Genomic DNA, 21,269 nt, shown 5'->3' with positions numbered 1-21,269 from the left:
TTTAAATTATTCCGGAATGACTTATGTCTATCAGCTTATTTCGTACTACTGCAAAACCGCGTGCAGTAATTCAACAACAATTCGATATGTGAAACAATGATGGTGCTGCTGTGTCGGTCGATGGCATGGTGCAGCTCCTTGTCGATTTCCTCCAGACAATCAGCAATAGTCTGCCGCTCCCGCTCAGTCAAAGCTCCATGACAACTGCATCGGGTCGGATAATCATCAATATGTCGTTCTAACGGTGTGTCGCAAAGCAGGTCGGGATGGAAAATCACACCCGTATAGCCTTTTGTATTGCGATGGAATGTAGCGGGTATCTCGAACATTTCCCCCGGATTAACCAGTCGCAGGGAAGTTTGTATTCCATTTTCATCCGGTCGGCAAATCAGTGCGTAAAAATTGCATGGCATACGCAAGTCCTCACTCAATTTGTCGCCAGACAGATTGGCAAGACTAACCAACGGATGCAACGTTTCCTGTCCTGTGAGTTTATTGAACAGATCTACCGTAATGACATTGTTTGTATTCATCTTGTTCAAATTCATATCCTTTTTTGATTGATGATGCAAAATTACCCTGGCTCTGCAAGGAAACAGTTATCCAGATTACAGATTAGAGTATAACTTTTACTGATTACGGAAGATTGTGGTGGAAATATGTTATTTTTGCACTCAACAAGAGATAAACAATTTATGGATAAGATAATAAATATAACAACGGTCAGTGATTACAACGCACATTGGGGCATTGAAAACCGACACCCCTTGGTCAATGTACTTGAAGGCTCGCAAATTACACGCCCCATACCGAACTGCCGGAAAAACTTCGGCTTGTATATCATCTTTTTGAAAGACGTAATGTGCGCCGACTATCTGAAATACGGGCGTAAAAAGTACGATTATCAGGAAAACACGCTCGTGTTCGTGTCACCGGGACAGGTGTTCGGCTATCCTGCGGACGGTTCCACCTATCAGGCGAAAGGCTGGTGCCTTTATTTCAGTCCCGAACTGCTGCGCGGAACGCAACTCGGACGACACATGAAAGACTACTCGTTCTTTTCCTACGATGTCAATGAGGCACTGCACCTCTCGTTACAAGAGCGTGAAACCATCATCGATTGCTTGAAGAAAATAGATGATGAAATAAACAATGGTACAGATAAACACAGTAACACAATCATTACATCTGCCATTGAATTGTTCCTGAACTACTGTGCCCGTTTTTACGATCGCCAGTTCATTACCCGCAAGAAAGCCAACAAGGACATATTGACCCGTTTCGAAGAATTGCTTGACGGGTATTTCACATCAGAAAAATCTCAATCGTATGGAACGCCATCCGTAGCCTATTGTGCGGAACAACTGCATCTGTCAGCCAACTATTTCGGAGACCTGATAAAAAAAGAAACGGGCAAATCGGCTCAAGAATACGTGCAGCAAAAAATCATGGATACGGCAAAAGACATGCTTGCTAATCCCGAAAAGAGTATCAGCGAAATCGCATACGCTTTAGGGTATCAATACCCGCAGTATTTCAGCCGGGCGTTCAAGAAAGTAGTGGGTTGTACGCCAAATGAATACCGGTCATTGAATTGACTGATGAACGCCCCCGACAACCGATTCATTTCCTGTATTCCGGCGGGTTGAGGCCAAGATTCGGTTGTACGTAGCGGCTGAAATAGGCAGGTGACGAGAAGCCGAACAAGTCGGAAATCTGCACGGATGACAACGACTTGCCACGTAACAGACGTATTCAAAACCATCCTCTGTTTCGACAGGAATTAGACGATCATTCAATTCAACAGGATGGGTAACCGTATAAGTTCGTATTCAAGAGCTATAAGGACATTGTTGCCAATGGTAATTTAAAGAACATTACCAATATGGATAGATTACAGACAGAATCTCGCTAAAAGAATGTATTTCAAAACATACTATCATATATTTAATTATTTACCTTTGCAAGATACAAAGCTTATAATTCCAAAGATATTGTTTTTTAGGAGAATATACCGCAAGGTTCACGAACCAGACGGATCACATAAGAACAAAGCCAAACGGCGAAAAAAAAGAGACACATCCTACAATATCAACGTATTGTAGGACTTTTCATATTTTTCAGTCTCGCTTGAAAAACAGAAAAATAATTCATTAAAGAAGATCAATTATCACATATTACCCTAAACAACTTACAGAAAAAATATATTGATCTCCATTTCAAATCATCATCATAAGTTATCTTTAAAAAAGCCACACGGAACAGATATAACCTTCATTTTCTCAATAATACTATCTATTAGCCCAATGAAATGCTCTTCATCTTGGTAGACGGAAACAATAAAACGCCCTCCCTCATCAATACTTTTGTAGCCAATCTGTTTATACCATTCTATTTTATCGGCCATCTTTTCGCCGTATTCCTGATTATCTGTCATACCGAAATGTTCCCAGTGAAAGACAGTCCGAGTTTCTTTATTATATACGGTAAAATCAGGGTATCGTTCCTTACCAGCAGCAACCAAAAGACGTTCATAATAAACATCGAACACTTCTACTGCCAATAACCGATTCATAATATTAAGTTCTTGCATAGATCGGACCATTGTTCCATTAGCCGCCCGATATTTTTTATTTCCCTTAAAAAACTGGCTTTTATCCGGATGAGAACTTGCAATATTCTTATTTTCTGACGTCGTTTTTTTTGAGAAAACTCTTAAAGGAGGAAAGAAATACCATTGATAAAGACTTTTATTAGAGGTATCAACCTTTACATTCTTTATTATTTGAGTTAATACTCCCTGATCATGCATCCTACGCATAAAACGATTAAACTCTTTAGCTGATACAAAATGCTGTCTAAAATCATTTTTATGTTTTAGGAACTCATATATATCTGTACTTCTTACAGTTTTCGTATTGACCGTTATAGCAAAATACTCCCCAATATACTTGTTGATCGTCATTAGTAAACTATATTCTTTCGGAAGTGATTCCATTTTCAATAGATTAAGTTTAAGCTTCAGAAATAACGAGTTAGTAACCATACGTATTTCAGCGATTTGCAGTGCTATACTGTCAAATAACTTGGGTGTAAAGATAGACAATTCCTTTGGAATCTCATATATATTTTTTCTTTTTCTTATCTGAAAAACGCTCTTCTTTTATTCTTGGAATATATCTTTATGTTTTTTGTCAAACGACTTCATTGTACTGTCAATCCACCCAAAGTAAAGGGCTTCTTCAATAGCGTCGTTGTATGTAATACTTTTTATCAATGCAGGTAACTTTATTATTTGTTTTAGGTAAATTGTAACGGATATTTTCACACAAGCAATAGCATCATTCTTTAAAGCCCCCTTAAATAATCAATTTAATTACTCTCTTTATATGCGGATGGTTGCACTCCAAAATGTTTTTTAAAGAATTTATTAAATGCACTTTGGCTCTCAAATCCAAGAAGAAATCCGATTTCTGTCAGGGAGATTTTTTCTCTCAAATATTTTAAAGATAACTCCATACGTAGATCATCAAGAATCTTTTGATATGAAGTACCCTCCGTCTTTAACTTTCTCTGAATATTACGTTCACTCATATTAAATCTCTTTGCAACATATTTCAAAGATAAATCATCATTTAAAAGACTATGCACAAGATACCTGCGAACCGTTTGAGACAAGCCATGATTCTGTGCTGTTTCCTGTATTTGTATCTCATTCATATAGTCTTCAAAAATCACAAGCATCTCTTTATTTCCCGTTATGATTGGTAAATCCAATACCGTCTTATCAAAAACAAGAATCAACCGATCATGATTAAATATCACAGGACATCCCAAATACTCTTCAAGTTTATCCCTCCTCCCCTCTTCCTTATACATAGAATACACAAGAATAGGGTACAGAAACCGCCCTGTAAAACTATAAGCATATTGGAGAAAAAAGCCACATTGCATTTCAATCCACTGTCTGGAAGCTATCGGATACAATCGCTCGAACCGGGGTTCTATCGATATTTCAAGAAAAAAATTAATATCATCCTCTTTCGTCACAAATGTATATATGTCATTTATTGCCGGGTCAAATGGTGCATCATTCTCAAAAATATCACGCACCGTTTTACTTTGATTGAAAATATTAAAGAAACTTCCGGTCAAAACAAACGGTAACAAGAATCCCGTTTCCAAACCGATTCTGGAGTTACCTGTCTTTTTAACAATATATTCCAGATATAACCCCAGTATATTGGCATCAATTTTGGCTGTCGGATTTTGTAATATCGCATAATCATACTTCAATTCCACCAGAACTTCAGACAATTCGGCTTCCGTAGTTCTAAAATGCTTTAAAAGCATATTTAACAATCCGGCTGTAATAAACATATATTTGTCGCTTTTGGACAAATATATGGCTTTATTTTCAATATGACAAAAGAACACCTGACTTATCTTTGCATTCCCAATAACAGAACTAATTTGATATGATAAAAATCATTAGGTATTATGACTATTATATGAGCATTAGTCGCTTATATTATACATTTTGTCATAAGTAACAAGGTAGTTCGTCAAATAATCTCTCACTGCAGAATTATTCGGTTTATCTTTACACCTAAAATAGTAACTATCATCATCAAACTAATTTATTATTCTACCTATGCCTATAGAAAATGTGATTCAACAGAAATTAAAATGATTAGGTGCAGACTTCATCCGCTTTGTCGATATCATTGTGTGGAATGTTTAAAATGTTTAGTAACCTGCCCATAAACTAAATCAGCTAAAAAAATAAAATATGCAAAATCAAATTTTTATATTCCGAACATCAATAAAAAATAAACAGGATATAAAGCGTATCAAAACCCTTTTTACCCAATATCCTACTATTCATAAATGGAACGTAGATTTAGAAGACTGGGAAAAGATACTAAGGATAGAATGTTTGGAGATAACTCCAATTGATGTGCTAAATGCATTGCAAACAATCAATATCTATGCAGAGGAATTAGAGTAACTCTCATTAAGATCTAAATTATAACAGCTATCATATCAACATAAAATTAAAGAGAAGATGAAAGAAGAATCATTACTGCATTTCGATAATTCGGCCTATGACTACATTGATAGTTATGAATATACAATCATAGATAAGAAAAACAGGATCGATATCCCTGAAATAGTGAAAGCATTTGCCAAGCCTGGTCCAAAATGGTTTGAAGGACTATTTGCCCTAAGAAATAAAATAGCATCACTCTTTAAACTAAAAACACCTTCTATAATCACCAAAAAAGAAGACAACGATAGTAATAAATACGAAGTAGGAACACGGGCCGGAATATTCAAAGTATATGGTAAAACAGCAACAGAAATTATCCTTGGCGAAGATGATAAACATTTGGACCTAAGAATTTCACTACTTCTGGAACAAAGTAAGTACAATGAAAACGAAAAAAAGATCACAGTAACAACCATCGTCAAGTTGAATGATAAATTAGGAAAATATTACTTTTTCATAATAAAACCATTTCATCGGACTATTGTTCCATTAATATTAAAACGCAACTTTAAACAACTGGAATCGGAAATCAATGTATAAATATTGAGTTCCTCCTCTCCTATTCATCAACTCGTATCATAACCAAAGATTTTGATTATAGTCCTATAACAACCCCATTATTACAACGTAAATCTTTATTATAAAATAAGCAATTTATCATTCTAAAATTTAATATTTCTGTCATATCTTATAAACATCTTATTCATTTATCGTAGAGTTTCACCCCGTTACTCTACGATAAATGGGATGAAACTCTACGACAATCTGAATAATTGTCGTAGAGAAAAAGATAAGCCACGTAACCATCTGATAAACAAAGCGTTATAAAAGATTAAAAATGTATCATTTTTTCATCTTACATACATCAATCCCTATTCTTTTAATTATTTTAAAATAATTTACAATAACCCAATAAAATATTACCTACCAATGGCAACTCTGATTAAAGATTGTCAGGTGTAAGTATAGATCGGGATATTCGTTTGAAATTAACATTGTTAACGGGAAATTATATCTATATATCTTCTGACTGTAAGAATACGTACTTTTAGACCACAAAACTACGTACTCTTTGTATATAAAACTACCTAATTAACACACTATTAAATACGTAATTTTGTAAATAAAGATATAGATAGTTGTAACTTCCTAAAGCAGAAGCTGGCCAGACTTAGAATTGGATTTTATAACTAAGATTGGGCAACATATTACTAACCTTTATTTTTTCGATTTTATTCTTTTGTTCGTTATATTGATATCCATGTTGGCCTGTATATCCGGTAACATTTAGCAATTGAAACCCAAATTCATGCGAAAGATGTTTTTTGTTTAGTTTATAACTCATACCTAAATCGGCAGTAAAAGCAGGTGAAAACTGTTTACTAAAGGCTTGTGTCTCGTCATAGACAATATCTTTACTATCCATTGATGCAGCTTCGTCAATGGGGGTATAGCGATCTCCTCCCTGATAAGAAATACGGAGATTGGCATTAAAAATATGTTGCCGGTGTTTCCCCCATATCCATTCTTTACCACCTAAAGCATTGAACAGGTACCTCCGGTCGAGTCTCGTATTACGCCAGATCTTATCTCCGCCGCAATATTCCGACTTGAATACCGAGCCAGTAAGCATATAATAATACCCTTGGGTCAGATAGCGTTCCAATGTAATATCCACTCCATAATTTCGTCCTTTACCCTGGTTTACCAAAGGGCGGTCCAGATAATAGAAATCATGATTAATGATAGAGAATGAAGTACCTGGCTCCACAGGGATGTTATACAAAGACTGATAATAAGGTTCTATCTTCAGATGAGTATTCTTAGAAATGCCAAAATCATAGGTTAATACGAAATGATGCGCTTTGGCGAAATTCAGGTTCTTATTTATCTCCCTATCGCCGGTCTGTGGAGTTTTTATGTAATAATAATCTAACTTTTCCCGCCTGCTATGCATGCCATAAGCTATTGCCAATGATTGAAATGGTAAAAAATCCCATTTTAAAGCGAACCGAGGCTCTATAGTCCAATGGTCGTTAAGCGTAAAAAACAGGGTAGTCACCCCTAAATTGGCCGTCAGCAGATCTGTTAGTTTAATGACAGAATTACTATATGCCGACACTACAATAGCATGTCCGTCTCCCTTAGCAATCTTCTGCATAGGTTTGTTCAATCCGAAATTGGGCGACAGATTAAAATCCAGGTCATATAACAACCCGGTAATAGTAACGCCCGAGCGGTTGGTATGCTGCGAACTGTATTTCTTGTTGAAGTACGAACTCAGTACAATGTCCAGATTCGTACTTTTCATATCCACCACAGGTAAATAAAACAAGGGATTTTCAGAAACAACCTGCTTTAATCCAGGATGATTATCTGAATAAGTAGCAGCGAGCGAGGTCTTAAAATAGGCATTGTCCTTCAGGTTATATCGATGAGTAATTCCACCCGCTATCTTTATCATTGATGTTTCTGAGCATTGTCTGTCACTATACGTCTCCCATTTATTACGCTCCAAAGGGTCACTTTTTATTCCGTCCAGAAGTCCTATTCCCCATATGGCAAATGTTCCGGCTTTACGTGTCGGCAGATTAATCTTAAATGTAAGGTCCTGATAAGTAATCCCCGTATTATCAGTAAAAGCTTCCATCAGGCCGGTTGTTGAGTAACGATAATTAAAGATATAAGAACTTCCGTTTTTCTTACTTATTGGTCCTTCGGAAGCTACATCCAACCCTAATAACCCAACCTGGATAGCATGTTCATACTTTTCATTATTACCATTTCGGATAGACAAATCAAATACTCCCGAAAGTGCATTACTGTATTCTGCAGGAAAAGCCCCGTTAAAGAAATCAGAATTCCCCATTACCTGGCTACTCAAACCGGAAAACAAACCACCACCAACGCCTATCATATCCGAAAAGTGAGTAGGGTTCGGGATTTCTACACCTTCGAGTTTCCATTGTAAAAACTGAGGAGAGTTACCTCGTATTGCTATGGCATTTGTTCCGGGACTTCCGGCTACACCGGCAAAGGAAGTAGCAAGACGGGCCGGATCATCCAGACCACCGGCATAACGGTTAGCTTCTTCTACACTGATCATACGCCCACCGGTCAGTGCCATAGGATTCAAAGGATGTTCCTTATTAATATTTGCCCGTACAATTACTTCATCCAATTTTTGTGCACCTTCAGTCAAAGTAACCTCATAATAAACTTCTTTGGCAGAAGTAAGCAATATTTCCTTAATAATTGCAGGCTCATAGCCAAGACATGTCACTTGCAGATCGTATCTTCCCACCGGAACATTTGCGAAGCGAAATCTTCCCAGACTATCAGTTGGTCCTCCCCTTTGGGGAATTATATTCAACAAAGCTATATTTGCAAAAGTAACAGGTAAACCGGATGCAGCATCTCTGACCACGCCTCTTATTGTCTGTTTCGGAGAACCGGCTGGAGTTGTATCCGGTGAAGATTTGGAGGCTTCACGAACGACTATAATATGTAAACCGTTAATTTTATAAGTAAATCCGGTATCTTTAAAGATAAAAGTAAGTGCCTCTTTCAAACTTACGTTTTTTACATTGACGGTTATTTTCCTTTGTGCGTCAAATTGAGCAATGTTGTAAGCTACCGTATAGTTACTTTGTGCTTCTATCTGTTCAAAAGCCTGTTTTGTTGTGATATTCTGTCCCGAAATTGAAATTTTTACAGCTTGTGCCATTGATGTCACTGAGACAAAAATTGCAATTATCAACCAGATAATTTTAGGGATCGTATTATTTTTCTTATTTTTGGATTTTAAGAAACGCATATCTATTTTTTATTATAGAAAAGTTAAGTACTATTTTAATTTTACAGAATGGAATATATCTGACTTTTCAGAACCGGGAAGTGGCTTCGAAACAGCTTTCCGGTTCTTTTTTTCTATCTGCCTCCCTCCTTTTTTATCAGTGTTATCTCATTGTTTCGTATCTCGTATTCAAATCCACCTACAACATCTTGCAGAACATTCAATATTTGCTTCACATCCTCATCATTAATAAATTTAACAGAATAAGAGTCATTCGCAAACAGTTTCTTATCATAATGAATAATCACATTATACCGGCGTTCAAGTGTATTCATCATATCGTTAAAGGTAGACTCTTGAAAAATAAGCTTCCCCTCCTTCCAACTGAAACTCCCGGTTGGAACAGTATTTACCAATACCGATTCATCTGTTTTGTTGTAAACAATCTGTTGACTGGGTTTCAATACATAGCGGCTGTCTGTTTGCCCCGCTCTTACATCAACCTGTATTTTTCCGCTATTCAGGGTAGCCGTACTTCTATCATCAGTAGGATAAGCACAAATATTAAACTTAGTACCAAGAACCTTCACTGACAGATGATTGGTTTTCACAACAAACGGTTTTCCGACATCAGGAGCCACCGAAAAATAGGCCTCACCTACTAACGTTACAGTACGTATTGTATCACTAAATCCGGAAGGATAAATAATTTTGCTACACGAGTTTAGTTGAACAACCGTCCCATCGGGCAGTGTACACTGCTTCTGTTCGCTACTTAGAGTGATTACCTCTATCATTCGTACCTCCCTGTTGATATACAGATATCCGCCTAAAAATAAAAGTACCGGAATAACTACTGCTGTATAACGCAACCATTTGAAAGATAAAACAGAACGTTTCTTTACAGCCTCTTTCATTCCAATCGTTGATTTTACTTTTTCAAGTGACGTGTAAAGAGACTTATCCGGCTGAATCTGTAATTCATTCCAGACAGCATACAATGAACGATCTTTCTCCATTGTCCATTTCTCGTCAACGATCCACTTTTGTACTTCATCTACTGTTTTCGGTGGATAAGAATGGGTGAAAAACTGAGTAATAACTCGTGATATATAATCAGGTTTCATACACTTAAAAATTTATTTTCACATTACCACTTGATTCACTATTCCACTTTTCTTTGTATGGGTCATATTGATACCGCGTAGTTACTCCAACCTGCGAATTGTTTCCGATCTTCATTGTAGCCGCCGCACCTGCTTCTGTCTTAGGCAACAACCGATACGAAGAGCGGGATACATCATTAAGCACATCAGTTAAGTACTGCCCCCAAATATCAAAGTTTACTCTATCACTTAACTGATAACGAAACAGAAACCTTGTGCCGGAACGATCTGAAGAATGCATTCCGGTAAATTGCTTCAAGGCAAGCAGTCCTCCCATTATAGAAAGCTTGCTATTTATTCTTAATCCCACTGCACCAAAAGCCGAAATATAGCTTCCCAAGTTCTGATAAGTATATTTTTCACCTTCTAAAAATATAAATGTATGTTTGGAAATAGCAAAAATGTCGTTTCTGCTGTAGTCAGAAAAGAAAGAGAAAGTGTTCGGGGGCATTTGAACCGGCAGAGGATAGTATCCGGAATAATCACTGACCGGATCCATAAGAGAACTCTCGCTTACAGAATATTCCGCATCAATTTTGATCTGTTCTTTGGAGGGAATAAGTAACCCGGAACTTTCAGGAAGATTATCATAAATATTTACCTCTGTGAGAGTATGTTCGGATTGAGCCTGTAAAGGCAATGCCGGCAATAGTAATCCGAAAATGAAAAGTGCTTCTTTTAACTGCATGGCTATGTTTTTTATCAAATACTCCATAACCAACTTTGGTTATGTTCTATACTATAGATACAACTCTATCATCAACCACTCCCGACCTAAAACAATTTTTTTTCAGATAAATAATAAAAGGAAAGCAGATATTACCCTTCTTATTTCCTGCAAAGCCAAACTAAGCTGATTTTCCACAGTCTTTTTTGATATCCCCAATTTACCGGCTATTTCATCATTAGGAATACCTTCGTTCCTACTCATACGATAAATTCTACTCCGCTGAGAGGGCATTCTGCACACAGTCATTTCTATCAGTAAGCTGATCTCTTTAGCAAAAAGAATTTCATCAGAACAGTCCGCCTCTTCCAAATGATTACAGTTTTCCAGAAATGCCTCTTCAACAGATTTGTGCTTGATATAATTAAATGCAGTATTCCGGGCAATAGTATATATATAAGCATTAAACGGTTTCTGTGGATTTATAGACTGACGGTTTATCCATAACTTTACAAAAATATCCTGTGCCAGTTCTTCCGCATCACTTTCTGATTTTAAAAGTCCGTTTAGGAAATACTTAACTTTCCCAAAATAGGCAATAAATATATCTTCAAAAGCCTTATGATCGCCATTCTGTAATGCTTCAACAATTTCAATTTCCATATATCTGATATTTGCTATGAAAAGGTGATGACTTCTTTCTGTATTAATACAACCAGATATCTGTTTTCTCCCGGGCTATTCAGACTTTTTATTTTATTCAATGATAGTGTCCTCCTATTGGCATATTGACACATTATAATATTGGCACATTATTAAATCATCTCTCAGCCAGATACACTCCACTAAGAATAAAAGCACACCCAATCAACGCTATTAAAGTAATCCGTTCATCTATTACAACAGCAGAAGTAATCAGTGTAACCAATGGTACAACGTAAATATAATTGGCTGCACATACCACCCCCAAACGCTTCACAGCCAATGTCCACATTATATAGCAAAGCATGGAAGCAATGACTCCCAGAAACAATAAATTCGCAATCACCAGCGGTTGAAACAGAATAGTGGTATCTGTCTGCAAAGGATAAAAGAAGAAAAAGGGAAGCAATGTCAATATACCATAGAAGAAAACTTTACGCGTAATAAAAAGAGTAGAGTAATTAGAATTCATACGCTTCAGCAACAAACAATAGATGGCCCACATCAAAGCAGCAATTAAAGTCAGGATATCCCCCAGCGGACTGATACGAAGAATAAAACTACCATTGAATACTACTAAAGCCACACCAGCCAATGCCATCAAAGAACCGATAATCAGTTTCGGTTTCAATCTTTCACCTTTATAAAAAAAGAAAGATAGAAAAGCCGCTAATATCGGAGCAGTACATATGATAAGCGATACATTGGATGCAAGTGTCATGCCAAGAGCTGTATTCTCGGCAATGAAGTAAAGTGAACCTCCCGTAAGTCCGAGGAGTACAAAAATGCCTTCGTCCCTCCATGATTTAGCCCACAAAACACGGGGCGAAAAGAACCAGATACAAATGTAAGCCATGATGAAACGGTAGAACAGGATATCAGTGGCAGAAAGACCGTAGCCAATCAAAATTTTAGTTGAAACGAAGGTAGTCCCCCAGATAGCAACTGTTACTGCTGCCATAAGATGAAACCAGACGGAGGGTTTAGTTGTTGTATTCATGCTTTATGCTTAGAAGAAAAAAAATCGCAGCAAAGATAGGCATATCCGAGCATAGTTTTTTATATCTTTGCGCCTCATTTCAAAAAGACCAACTAAAAAAATATCGATGCAAGGAATAAAAAACTTAACCCAAGGTCCTATCAATCGCCAGTTGTTCAATCTGGCAATGCCGATTATGGCAACCTCATTCATACAGATGGCATATAGCCTGACAGATATGGCATGGGTAGGACGTCTGGGTAGTGAAGCAGTAGCTACAATAGGCTCTGTGGGGATCCTTACATGGATGTCCGGTTCTATTTCTTTATTAAACAAAGTAGGTTCCGAAGTTAGTGTAGGTCAGTCCATAGGAGCACAGAATCAAAAGGATGCACGTCATTTTGCATCACATAATATTACAATTGCACTGATCATTTCTCTTTGTTGGGGCGGACTGCTCTTTCTTTTTGCCAGCCCGATAATCAGAATATACGAACTGGCACCACATATCACGGATAATGCCATCTCCTATCTCAGGATTGTATCTACCGGTTTACCTTTTGTTTTTCTTTCGGCTGCCTTCACAGGTATATATAATGCAGCAGGCCGGAGCAAAGTACCCTTTTATATCAGCGGTACGGGATTAATAATGAATATCATACTTGATCCTCTCTTTATATTCGGTTTGGGACTCGGAACAAACGGAGCCGCCTATGCCACTTGGTTATCACAAGCTACCGTATTTGGTGTTTTTGTATATCAGTTGCGTTGCCGTGATGCACTGCTGGGTAGTTTTCCTTTCTTCACCCGATTAAAAAAGAAATATACGCACCGTATTTTAAAATTAGGACTGCCAGTAGCAACTCTCAATACCCTGTTTGCTTTTGTCAATATGTTCCTTTGTCGCACAGCTTCAACGCATGGTGGCCATATCGGATTGATGACTTTTACTACCGGCGGACAAATTGAAGCCATAACCTGGAATACTTCACAGGGGTTCTCAACTGCGCTAAGTGCTTTCATTGCACAAAACTACGCTGCGGGACGAACAGAGCGGGTTATACGTGCCTGGCATATGACCTTATGGATGACAGGAGTATTCGGAACGTTTTGCACATTGCTGTTTGTATTCTTTGGCAATGAGATCTTTGCTATCTTTGTACCGGAGCAGGCTGCATATGAAGCAGGAGGGGTATTCCTAAGGATAGACGGCTATTCGCAACTATTCATGATGCTGGAAATTACTATGCAAGGAGTTTTTTATGGTATCGGACGTACAGTTCCGCCGGCTATCATCAGCATTACATGCAACTATATGCGCATTCCACTTGCCATTTTCTTTGTCCGTTTAGGGATGGGAGTTGAAGGTATTTGGTGGGCAGTATGTGTTACTACAGTAGCTAAAGGGCTGATACTGCTGACATGGTTTGCAATTATACGTAAAAAAGTACTTTCGGTCAACAAAATATAAGAGATGATTGTTTTTGAAGTAAAGGAACGACAACGCAACTAAATATTTTCTTTATCTTTGCCCCGTTCTAAGATTTATCACTAATATTAATTTAATAAAAGTATGAAAAAGATTAAATTTATGGCCTTTTTCTTGAGTATGGCCTTAGTATTCGGAAGCTGTGGAACAATGAACAATACTGCCAAGGGCGGAATAGTCGGTGGTGGCTCAGGCGCTGCTCTGGGTGCAATCATCGGTGGAATTGCCGGTAAAGGTAAAGGTGCCGCTATTGGTGCTGCTATCGGAACAGCTGTTGGTGGTACCGCAGGTGTGCTGATTGGTCGAAAAATGGATAAAAAAGCAGAAGAAGCTGCACGAATTGAAGGTGCACAGGTAGAACAGATCACCGATAACAACGGATTGGCTGCTGTGAAAGTAACATTTGATTCCGGTATTCTTTTTGGTTTCAATTCTTCAACATTGAGCAATACTGCCAAACAATCACTGCGTGAATTTGCAGGTGTACTGAAAAGTGACCCGACCATAGATATTGCTATTATCGGACACACCGATAAAGTAGGTACGCAGGAAGCTAACCAAAAGGTTTCTAACAATCGTGCTTATGCAGTAGAAAATTACCTTCAGTCATGCGGTGTTCAGCCTTCTCAGTTTAAGACAGTAGAAGGAGTCGGTTATTCACAATATGACGAAGCGCTGACTGCAGCTCAAAACCGTCGTGTGGAAGTTTATATGTATGCCAGTGAGCAGATGATTAAAAATGCAGAAGCCGGTAAGTAAAATACTTCGTTTTATACGCAATCTGCTGCTCTTTTTCTTCGTATCGACTTTGCTTGCAGTTATCATCTATCGGTTTGTTCCGGTATATGTTACTCCATTAATGGTCATCCGAAGCATGCAGCAGATAGCATCAGGAGATAAGCCCACGTGCAAACACACGTGGGTTTCTTTTGATAAAATCTCCCCCTACCTGCCTATGGCAGTCATCGCTTCCGAAGACAACCGTTTTGCAGAGCACAACGGGTTCGACTTCAAAGAGATAGAAAAAGCGATCAAAGAAAATGAGAAACGAAAAAGGAAAAGAGGCGCGAGTACCATCAGCCAACAGACTGCAAAGAATGTATTTCTTTGGCCACAATCATCATGGGTACGAAAGGGGTTAGAAGTCTATTTCACTTTTCTCATCGAAACATTTTGGTCAAAAGAACGAATCATGGAAGTATACCTCAATTCCATCGAAATGGGTAAAGGTATTTACGGAGCACAGGCCACTGCGAAATATAAATTCAATACAACAGCAGCCAAACTGGCCAAAGGACAATGTGCCCTCATTGCTGCCACGCTTCCTAATCCGATACGTTTTGATTCGGCTCATCCGTCATCTTACATCCTGAAGCGACAAAAACAGATATTGAGACTGATGAACCTGGTCCCTAAATTTCCACCTGCAGAAAAAGAGAAAAAGGCCTCTAAACCACAAAAGAAAAAGAAGCGATAGCCTCCTAATCTGTATTCATCTATAAAATTATAACTCTTATGAAGAAATACATCCCACTTCTTTTCTCTCTGGCCTGCCTGTCAGTCGGAATGAGAGCACAACGTACAGAAGTATACGCTCCGCATATACAAACGGTGCAGGTAATAGCCAACGATAATTATAATGCCCCGGCAATTATAACGCTGGAAGCCGGAGAATATGTGGAAATATCTTTCGACGAACTTTCACATGACTATCATCGTTATCAGTATGTTCTCTCTCATGCCAATGTAGATTGGACTCCTTCCAACCTTTCGGATATAGACTATCTGGACGGATTTAATAATAACCCGATTGAAGACTACGAAACATCTGTCAATACTACGATGCCCTATACACACTATCGCCTCAAACTGCCCAATGATGAAGTGCGCATGACATTATCCGGTAATTATATTGTGACTGTTTATGATGATTCTGATAGCAGTAAACCCATCTTCAAGACCTGCTTCCGGATACTGGATAAACTAGTCAATGTATCGGCTGTAGTAAGCAGTGATACAGAAATAGACCGTAACAAAGGACACCAGCAAGTTAGCTTCAATGTTAATTACAAAGGATACACAATCCGAAATCCGCAACAGGAAATAAAAGTACAAGTGATGCAGGATGGACGTACGGACAACATGGTAACAGGAGTAGCGCCAACTTATGTAGGTCCCGACGAACTGCGTTACACACACAATCGTGCCCTGATATTTCCGGCAGGAAATGAATACCGTAGATTTGAGACAGTCAGCACACGTTATGCAAATATGGGAGTAACAAGCCTACAGTTCCACGATCCTTATTATCATGCAACACTCTTTCCAAGTGAACCGCGTACAAAAAACTACAGCTATGATGAAGATCAGAACGGACGTTATCTGATTCGTTACGATGACGCAACGGATAATAATATTGAGGCCGATTACTTTTTTGTACATTTCAGCCTTCCCTGGGAAGATCCTTTTATAGACGGTAAACTCTATCTGGAAGGAGAATTCACTTATGATAATTTCAATTTGCAGAGTGAGATGAAATACAACAAAGAGACTTATTCGTATGAGTCGGTACAATTGTTGAAACAGGGGGCATATAATTATCAATATCTGTATGTACCCAATGGAAGTACCAAAGGCGAAACCGGGCCTATAGAAGGAAACTATTATGAAACAGAAAATGAATATCTGATTTTGATATACAATCGTGCATTTGGCGAACGATATGATAAACTGATAGGTATGCAACTCGTAAAATTCAAACCGTAGTCGGAATAATATAAAGAAGGGAAGTACTAAAAAGCAAGTACTTCCCTTTTTTATTTATATTCTATTGATGATCAGGCAAATATATCACTCCGTTCAATATAGGCTATCACATCTCCTTTATTAACAGTGGCTCCTTGCTGGGCACATACTTCAACAACACGACCTGTAAATCCGGTCAACAACTTCTCATATTCACCCCATGGTGTAGAAAGGAAACAAAACGTTTCGTCATGCTGGTACTTACGACCGATAAACGGTGCAGTGGAAGGACCTTCTACTGATACTTCCCAAAGTACCTGACCCTTATCCGGAGCAATGATAGGATCGGCTTTTGCACGTTTCAACTTTCTTATCTCTTCTTCAGAGTAACCATTCTTTACCATGGCGGCATCTTTTGCATGTTCCAAATCAGTCTCAAAGCGCTTTTTGGCAACTCCCGATTTATAGTCACGATATTGACGGTCGTGCATAGCCAATTCAAAGAGCTCTTCATTATCGTCTCCATATTCCCAACCGTTCTCGTCCATCTCTTTTCTGTAATCATCCAAAGCATCCGGATAATTCGCTTGTGGATCAGTATCCACAAATTCATATCCTTGAGATTTTGCCAGTTCAATAATTTCAGGAGCAAGCTGGCCCGGTAAACGTCCACTCTTTCCCAGAATCATATCCCAGGTATGATTGTCAATCATCGTCCAACGCTCTTCACCTTTCACAAGCTGCATCACATTCATTAATGCCACATTCTTCACGTATTGACTAAATGGTGTTACCAATGGGGGATAACCGAGTTTGGGCCATACATACTCTACTTCATCAAAAAGCATTACCAACAGATCATCAATACTTAGTTCCGGTTCGTTTTTGCCCCTCAATATCATATTAATCCCGGCATGAACACCCTTCAAATCAGCCATCATAGATCCCATCATCCCACCAGGAAGACCACATTTTAAAAGAAGAGATGACATCTGCTTATTAGTAGGATCCATAAAATATCCCAAAAAGTCATCAATAAATTCCTGAGTCATGGCACGTGCCTTCATATAAGCTTTCATATTGATCTCAGGTACATCATAGCCTTTATCTTTAAGCATCGCCTGTACCGAAATTACATCCGGATGAACTTTTCCCCACGACATAGGTTCCATAGCCACATCAATAATATCAGCCCCATTCTCACAAACTTCAAGAATAGATGCCATTGAAAGACCTGGCCCGCTATGACCATGATACTGGATAATTATTTCAGGATGTTTCTCTTTAATAGCTTTTGTCAGTCTGCCCAGCATTCCGGGACGACCGATACCTGCCATATCTTTCAAGCAGATTTCAGGTGCACCGGCTTCTATCAGTTTATCGGCAATATCGGCGTAATATTCAACGGTATGCACCGGAGAATGGGTAATACAAAGAGTAGCCTGGGGAATCATCCCCCCTTCAAGAGCATACTTAATAGAAGGAATAATGTTACGTACCTCATTCAGCCCACAAAATATCCGGGTGATATCCACTCCCTGGGCATGTTTTACTTTATACATCAATCGCCGTACATCAGCCGGTACAGGATACATACGTAAACCATTCAGTCCGCGATCAAGCATATGAGTCTGAATGCCTGCTTCGTTAAAAGGTTTGGTAAATGCACGTACGGCTTTATTCGGATTCTCTCCATACAGCAGATTTACTTGTTCAAAAGCTCCTCCGTTGGTTTCGACACGGGCAAAACAGCCCATTTCTATAATCAATGGAGCAATTCGCACTAACTGGTCTACGCGGGGTTGATATTTACCGGACGATTGCCACATGTCCCGATAGACGAGACTGAATTTAATTTCCTTTTTCATTGCCGTAATCTAATAAGGTGATTTTACATAATTTGGTTAACATATCATCTGTTACAAATATACAGAGTTATCTGACATAAAGACAAAATAAATCTAAAAAAGTTTAGTAAAAAGGATATGTTTTATATCATATTGTCACAAAATAAAAGAAATAAGAAGAATTCATCTTCTTATTTCTTACAATTAAACAATAACAAGCCGTCTAAAACCACAAATTAAAATAAACACGGCTAATTCTCTTTCAGTTTAAAAATCTATCTAATTTATACCTATTGATTAAACAAAATCCTTCAATTCTTGTTGTAGCCTCTGACGTGTGAAAAAGATACGGCTTTTTACAGTACCAAGTGGTAAATCAAGTTTCTCTGCAATCTCACGATATTTAAATCCTGAAACATGCATAGAGAAAGGTACTTTATATTCTTTGGGTAATGCATTAACAATGCGGCGCATCTCTTTAAGATCGTAAGCCCCCTCTGTACTTTCAAATCCGGAATCTTGCGGCAAATTCAAATGGTAAAGATTATCTGTCTGGTCTACAAAAGTCTGATCGCGTACAATCTTACGATAATTATTAATAAAGATGTTACGCATGATAGTGTACATCCATCCTTTGAAGTTTGTATCCGGGATATATTTGTCCTCGTTATCCAAGGCCTTTAGTGATGTTTCCTGCAACAAATCATTTGCTTCCTCACGGTTAGCTGTTAACTTATAAGCAAAACGAAGCAACTCTTCCTGAACTCCTATTAAATCTTTCTTAAAACTTAAACTTTTCATACTTAATGGTTTTTACGGTTAATATTTCGTTTCTTTATCGATGTTGCAAGTTTAAAGGTATTTTTAGACTTCAGTAGGGGGGAATTCGTCTTTCTTTGGGGTAAAAACTATCAAAAAACAGTTTTTAGGTGCTTTTTGATAGTTATTGGGTGCTACTGATGATTTTTATTCTCTGTTCTATTGCAAGAATGATCACTTTCACCTATCTTTGAAAGTATTAATAACTCTAACAAATACACAAAATTATGACTCTATTAATCATTTTAGGAATTATCGTCATACTCGGAATCATGGTAGCTTCGATGTACAATTCATTGGTAAAATTAAGAAATAACCGTGAAAATGCATTTGCAGATATAGATGTACAGTTAAAACAACGTCATGACCTGATACCACAATTGGTAGATACCGTAAAAGGCTATGCCACTCATGAAAAAGAAACGTTAGACCGGGTTATACAGGCTCGTAACGGAGCTATCAACGCACGTACTATTGATGATAAAATTAATGCGGAAAATCAATTGACATCTGCTCTTTCGGGATTGAAGATTACACTGGAAGCTTATCCTGATTTAAAAGCAAATCAGAACTTCCTTCAGTTACAGGAAGAAATATCAGATGTTGAAAACAAGCTGGCTTCAGTCCGCCGCTATTTCAACTCAGCTACAAAGGAACTGAACAATGCTGTCCAAACATTTCCTTCCAACCTGATTGCCAGTATGTTTGGCTTCCACAAAGAAATTATGTTCGACCTGGGAACAGAACAGCGTGCCAATCTGGAACAAGCCCCTAAAATTAATTTCTAAACTCCTCACGGATAATTGATAAATCATGCAATACGTCGGAATTCAAACACAACAGAACCGGAATAATATCCGTTCCGCATTTCTGCTGTTTCTGTTTCCTTGTTTAGTAGGGGTACTCTCCTATCTATTCTGTTATTTGCTGGTAATGCTTACGCAAGAGCAGTATGTGGACTATAGTCGTATGGATATGGTGAATGACATATTCCTCCAATCTATACCTTATATAATAGGAGGTGTTACGATTTGGTTCCTTATTGCCTATTTTGCCAACACAAGCATTATCAAAGCTGCTACCGGAGCAAAGACACTGGAACGCAAGGAGAACAAGCGCATCTATAACCTGGTAGAGAACCTCTGTATGTCACAAGGTATGAAAATGCCGAAGATCAACATCATCAATGACTCTTCTCTGAACGCCTATGCCAGTGGAATTAATGAGCGTACTTACACTGTTACACTTTCCCGTGGGATTATTGAGAAATTAGACGATCAGGAGCTGGAAGGAGTCATAGCACATGAATTAAGCCATATTCGTAACCGGGATGTGCGTTTACTGATTGTTTCCATCGTATTCGTTGGTATCTTTTCTATGTTGGCGCAGATTGCCATACGTTCTATTTATTATAGTTCGCGTGCGCGTAGTAGCAATAGCAAAGGAAACGGTGTTATTGTGTTGATTCTGATTGCTCTCATTGTAGCTGCCATTGGCTATTTTTTTGCAAGTCTTATGCGTTTTGCCATCTCACGCAAACGTGAATACATGGCAGATGCAGGTGCTGCCGAAATGACAAAGAACCCGCTTGCCCTTGCCAGTGCACTGCGTAAGATTTCAGCCGATCCTGATATTGAAGCCGTAAAACGGGAAGATGTAGCCCAACTTTTCATAGAACATCCGGGCAAACAGGCAAAGAGCAGTTTCAGCGGACTCAGTGGGCTGTTTGCAACCCACCCTCCTATTAAAAAGAGAATTGAGGTATTGGAACAATTCTAAAAACGTCCATAACCTCATCTTTAAAGCATATAAAAACTTTTGCCATATAAATACGAATTTATTAAAACGCAAATGAACGCAGATTTTCACTAATTAGATTGCTGCGTTATGATTGAAAACAATATTCCATCAGAAAATCTGCGTTCATCCGCGTTTATCCTTTAGATTTGCATCATAATAAATAGAGGTTGAAATATTATCTTTGTAGTTAAAACAAGTTAACCAAG

Annotated in this window: 19 protein-coding genes and 1 pseudogene; 9 read left to right on the top strand and 11 right to left on the bottom strand. The window is 38.2% G+C overall.

Features of this window, described 5'->3' with window-relative positions:
- Window positions 1-35: 35 nt before the first annotated feature.
- Window positions 36-548, bottom strand: coding sequence for a transcriptional regulator (locus HCG69_RS20130; protein WP_221651506.1), 513 nt, complete (start codon window positions 546-548; stop codon window positions 36-38).
- A gap of 147 nt (window positions 549-695) precedes the next feature.
- Between HCG69_RS20130 and HCG69_RS20125 the strand changes: the two genes are divergently transcribed.
- Window positions 696-1,598 carry an AraC family transcriptional regulator gene (locus HCG69_RS20125; RefSeq protein ID WP_221651505.1) on the top strand — a complete coding sequence of 301 codons (903 nt, stop codon included), beginning with the start codon at window positions 696-698 and terminating at the stop codon, window positions 1,596-1,598.
- Between the two features lie 25 nt (window positions 1,599-1,623).
- Here the strand turns inward: HCG69_RS20125 and HCG69_RS20880 are convergent.
- The 3 genes and pseudogenes from HCG69_RS20880 to HCG69_RS20115 form a co-directional block, all read right to left on the bottom strand.
- Window positions 1,624-1,752, bottom strand: a pseudogene (locus HCG69_RS20880) (AraC family transcriptional regulator); the annotation flags it as partial.
- 478 nt (window positions 1,753-2,230) lie between these two features.
- Complete coding sequence (locus HCG69_RS20120; protein WP_221651504.1) at window positions 2,231-2,998, bottom strand: hypothetical protein; 768 nt, start codon at window positions 2,996-2,998, stop codon at window positions 2,231-2,233.
- A gap of 374 nt (window positions 2,999-3,372) precedes the next feature.
- Entirely contained in the window at window positions 3,373-4,380 is a 1,008-nt protein-coding gene (locus HCG69_RS20115) for an AraC family transcriptional regulator (protein ID WP_221651503.1), read from the bottom strand.
- A 412-nt stretch (window positions 4,381-4,792) separates the two neighbouring features.
- Here HCG69_RS20115 and HCG69_RS20110 point away from each other — a divergent pair, with 412 nt between their 5' ends.
- The gene (locus HCG69_RS20110; protein WP_007485282.1) at window positions 4,793-5,011 is read left to right on the top strand and encodes a hypothetical protein; all 219 of its coding nucleotides are present in this window, start codon (window positions 4,793-4,795) and stop codon (window positions 5,009-5,011) included.
- Between the two features lie 57 nt (window positions 5,012-5,068).
- Window positions 5,069-5,593: a DUF2867 domain-containing protein gene (locus HCG69_RS20105; RefSeq protein ID WP_221651502.1), complete on the top strand. Its 525-nt coding sequence runs from the start codon at window positions 5,069-5,071 to the stop codon at window positions 5,591-5,593.
- A 631-nt stretch (window positions 5,594-6,224) separates the two neighbouring features.
- On the opposite strand, the gene HCG69_RS20100 is transcribed toward HCG69_RS20105, so the two are convergent.
- From HCG69_RS20100 to HCG69_RS20080, 5 genes are all read right to left on the bottom strand, one after another.
- The gene (locus HCG69_RS20100; protein ID WP_221651501.1) at window positions 6,225-8,870 is read right to left on the bottom strand and encodes a carboxypeptidase regulatory-like domain-containing protein; all 2,646 of its coding nucleotides are present in this window, start codon (window positions 8,868-8,870) and stop codon (window positions 6,225-6,227) included.
- A 113-nt stretch (window positions 8,871-8,983) separates the two neighbouring features.
- Entirely contained in the window at window positions 8,984-9,976 is a 993-nt protein-coding gene (locus HCG69_RS20095; RefSeq protein WP_221651500.1) for a FecR family protein, read from the bottom strand.
- Between the two features lie 4 nt (window positions 9,977-9,980).
- Entirely contained in the window at window positions 9,981-10,730 is a 750-nt protein-coding gene (locus HCG69_RS20090; protein ID WP_221651499.1) for a hypothetical protein, read from the bottom strand.
- 75 nt (window positions 10,731-10,805) lie between these two features.
- Window positions 10,806-11,345 (bottom strand): RNA polymerase sigma-70 factor, encoded by a 540-nt coding sequence (locus HCG69_RS20085; RefSeq protein WP_221651498.1) that lies wholly within the window; start codon window positions 11,343-11,345, stop codon window positions 10,806-10,808.
- A 157-nt stretch (window positions 11,346-11,502) separates the two neighbouring features.
- The gene (locus HCG69_RS20080; RefSeq protein WP_221651497.1) at window positions 11,503-12,384 is read right to left on the bottom strand and encodes a DMT family transporter; all 882 of its coding nucleotides are present in this window, start codon (window positions 12,382-12,384) and stop codon (window positions 11,503-11,505) included.
- A gap of 106 nt (window positions 12,385-12,490) precedes the next feature.
- Between HCG69_RS20080 and HCG69_RS20075 the strand changes: the two genes are divergently transcribed.
- The 4 genes from HCG69_RS20075 to HCG69_RS20060 all read left to right on the top strand — a co-directional run bounded on the left by HCG69_RS20075 (window position 12,491) and on the right by HCG69_RS20060 (window position 16,618).
- Window positions 12,491-13,834: an MATE family efflux transporter gene (locus HCG69_RS20075; protein WP_221651496.1), complete on the top strand. Its 1,344-nt coding sequence runs from the start codon at window positions 12,491-12,493 to the stop codon at window positions 13,832-13,834.
- Window positions 13,835-13,936: 102 nt separating this feature from the next.
- Entirely contained in the window at window positions 13,937-14,611 is a 675-nt protein-coding gene (locus tag HCG69_RS20070; protein ID WP_221651495.1) for an OmpA family protein, read from the top strand.
- Window positions 14,592-15,329, top strand: a complete 738-nt coding sequence (gene mtgA, locus HCG69_RS20065) for a monofunctional biosynthetic peptidoglycan transglycosylase (protein WP_221651494.1) — start codon at window positions 14,592-14,594, stop codon at window positions 15,327-15,329. Before HCG69_RS20070 ends, mtgA begins: the two co-directional genes overlap by 20 nt.
- 38 nt (window positions 15,330-15,367) lie before the next feature.
- Complete coding sequence (locus HCG69_RS20060; RefSeq protein WP_221651493.1) at window positions 15,368-16,618, top strand: DUF5103 domain-containing protein; 1,251 nt, start codon at window positions 15,368-15,370, stop codon at window positions 16,616-16,618.
- A gap of 71 nt (window positions 16,619-16,689) precedes the next feature.
- Here HCG69_RS20060 and HCG69_RS20055 read toward each other — a convergent pair whose 3' ends face one another.
- Together HCG69_RS20055 and HCG69_RS20050 are read right to left on the bottom strand one after the other, a co-directional pair.
- Entirely contained in the window at window positions 16,690-18,465 is a 1,776-nt protein-coding gene (locus HCG69_RS20055; protein ID WP_221651492.1) for an oxaloacetate decarboxylase, read from the bottom strand.
- A 276-nt stretch (window positions 18,466-18,741) separates the two neighbouring features.
- Window positions 18,742-19,245 (bottom strand): RNA polymerase sigma factor, encoded by a 504-nt coding sequence (locus tag HCG69_RS20050; protein WP_007485269.1) that lies wholly within the window; start codon window positions 19,243-19,245, stop codon window positions 18,742-18,744.
- Between the two features lie 245 nt (window positions 19,246-19,490).
- Between HCG69_RS20050 and HCG69_RS20045 the strand changes: the two genes are divergently transcribed.
- Window positions 19,491-20,051 (top strand): LemA family protein, encoded by a 561-nt coding sequence (locus HCG69_RS20045; RefSeq protein WP_221651491.1) that lies wholly within the window; start codon window positions 19,491-19,493, stop codon window positions 20,049-20,051.
- Window positions 20,052-20,076: 25 nt separating this feature from the next.
- Complete coding sequence (locus HCG69_RS20040; RefSeq protein WP_221651490.1) at window positions 20,077-21,042, top strand: M48 family metallopeptidase; 966 nt, start codon at window positions 20,077-20,079, stop codon at window positions 21,040-21,042.
- The last annotated feature ends 227 nt before the right edge of the window (window positions 21,043-21,269 follow it).

Source organism: Bacteroides sp. K03 (assembly GCF_019734355.1).
GTDB lineage: Bacteria > Bacteroidota > Bacteroidia > Bacteroidales > Bacteroidaceae > Bacteroides > Bacteroides nordii.
Note: the sequence above shows the minus strand (reverse complement) of the source record. Positions and strands in the feature narration are given on the sequence as shown.

What these genes read in the sequence shown, in the direction of transcription:
- HCG69_RS20045 (WP_221651491.1), top strand. Translation starts at nt 19,491, where the DNA reads ATGACTCTATTAATCATTTTAGGAATTATCGTCATACTCGGAATCATG.
- mtgA (WP_221651494.1), top strand. Translation starts at nt 14,592, where the DNA reads ATGCAGAAGCCGGTAAGTAAAATACTTCGTTTTATACGCAATCTGCTG.
- HCG69_RS20110 (WP_007485282.1), top strand. Translation starts at nt 4,793, where the DNA reads ATGCAAAATCAAATTTTTATATTCCGAACATCAATAAAAAATAAACAG.
- HCG69_RS20095 (WP_221651500.1), bottom strand. Translation starts at nt 9,976, where the DNA reads ATGAAACCTGATTATATATCACGAGTTATTACTCAGTTTTTCACCCAT.
- HCG69_RS20130 (WP_221651506.1), bottom strand. Translation starts at nt 548, where the DNA reads ATGAATTTGAACAAGATGAATACAAACAATGTCATTACGGTAGATCTG.
- HCG69_RS20120 (WP_221651504.1), bottom strand. Translation starts at nt 2,998, where the DNA reads ATGGAATCACTTCCGAAAGAATATAGTTTACTAATGACGATCAACAAG.
- HCG69_RS20060 (WP_221651493.1), top strand. Translation starts at nt 15,368, where the DNA reads ATGAAGAAATACATCCCACTTCTTTTCTCTCTGGCCTGCCTGTCAGTC.
- HCG69_RS20090 (WP_221651499.1), bottom strand. Translation starts at nt 10,730, where the DNA reads ATGGAGTATTTGATAAAAAACATAGCCATGCAGTTAAAAGAAGCACTT.
- HCG69_RS20075 (WP_221651496.1), top strand. Translation starts at nt 12,491, where the DNA reads ATGCAAGGAATAAAAAACTTAACCCAAGGTCCTATCAATCGCCAGTTG.
- HCG69_RS20055 (WP_221651492.1), bottom strand. Translation starts at nt 18,465, where the DNA reads ATGAAAAAGGAAATTAAATTCAGTCTCGTCTATCGGGACATGTGGCAA.
- HCG69_RS20050 (WP_007485269.1), bottom strand. Translation starts at nt 19,245, where the DNA reads ATGAAAAGTTTAAGTTTTAAGAAAGATTTAATAGGAGTTCAGGAAGAG.
- HCG69_RS20080 (WP_221651497.1), bottom strand. Translation starts at nt 12,384, where the DNA reads ATGAATACAACAACTAAACCCTCCGTCTGGTTTCATCTTATGGCAGCA.
- HCG69_RS20100 (WP_221651501.1), bottom strand. Translation starts at nt 8,870, where the DNA reads ATGCGTTTCTTAAAATCCAAAAATAAGAAAAATAATACGATCCCTAAA.
- HCG69_RS20040 (WP_221651490.1), top strand. Translation starts at nt 20,077, where the DNA reads ATGCAATACGTCGGAATTCAAACACAACAGAACCGGAATAATATCCGT.
- HCG69_RS20070 (WP_221651495.1), top strand. Translation starts at nt 13,937, where the DNA reads ATGAAAAAGATTAAATTTATGGCCTTTTTCTTGAGTATGGCCTTAGTA.
- HCG69_RS20115 (WP_221651503.1), bottom strand. Translation starts at nt 4,380, where the DNA reads ATGTTTATTACAGCCGGATTGTTAAATATGCTTTTAAAGCATTTTAGA.
- HCG69_RS20085 (WP_221651498.1), bottom strand. Translation starts at nt 11,345, where the DNA reads ATGGAAATTGAAATTGTTGAAGCATTACAGAATGGCGATCATAAGGCT.
- HCG69_RS20125 (WP_221651505.1), top strand. Translation starts at nt 696, where the DNA reads ATGGATAAGATAATAAATATAACAACGGTCAGTGATTACAACGCACAT.
- HCG69_RS20105 (WP_221651502.1), top strand. Translation starts at nt 5,069, where the DNA reads ATGAAAGAAGAATCATTACTGCATTTCGATAATTCGGCCTATGACTAC.